Raw genomic sequence first — 649 nt, 5'->3', positions numbered from 1 at the left:
CGACGCTCCCACGGCTTGTAGGCACACGGTTTCAGGTACTATTTCACTCCGCTCCCGCGGTACTTTTCACCATTCCCTCACGGTACTATCCGCTATCGGTCACCAGGGAATATTTAGGCTTAACGGGTGGTCCCGCCAGATTCACACAGGATTTCTCGGGCCCTATGCTACTTGGGTGATCTCCAAGAGAGCCGTACACGTTTCAGCTACGGGGGTCTTACCCTCTACGCCGGGCCTTTCGCATGCCCTTCGCCTACACATACGGTTTCTTACTCTCCGACCGGCCGGCAGACCAATCAAGGAAACTCCCACAACCCCGCACACGCAACCCCTGCCGGGTATCACACGTGAACGGTTTAGCCTCATCCAGTTTCGCTCGCCACTACTCCCGGAATCACGGTTGTTTTCTCTTCCTGCGGGTACTGAGATGTTTCACTTCCCCGCGTTCCCTCCACGTACCCTATGTGTTCAGATACGGGTGACAGCCCATGACGACTGCCGGGTTTCCCCATTCGGACACCCCCGGATCACAGCTCGGTTGACAGCTCCCCGGGGCCTATCGCGGCCTCCCACGTCCTTCATCGGTTCCTGGTGCCAAGGCATCCACCGTGCGCCCTTAAAAACTTGGCCACAGATGCTCGCGTCCACT

Annotated in this window: 1 rRNA gene; it reads right to left on the bottom strand. The window is 57.9% G+C overall.

Annotated features, from left to right (window positions below):
- Nucleotides 1-630 (bottom strand): 23S ribosomal RNA (locus WA788_RS35495); the annotation flags it as partial.
- Nucleotides 631-649: the final 19 nt, after the last annotated feature.

This window comes from Streptomyces sp. CA2R106 (assembly GCF_037034245.1).
Lineage (GTDB): Bacteria > Actinomycetota > Actinomycetes > Streptomycetales > Streptomycetaceae > Actinacidiphila.
The sequence above is the reverse complement of the archived record's forward strand: the minus strand, read 5'-3'. Positions and strand labels throughout refer to the sequence as shown.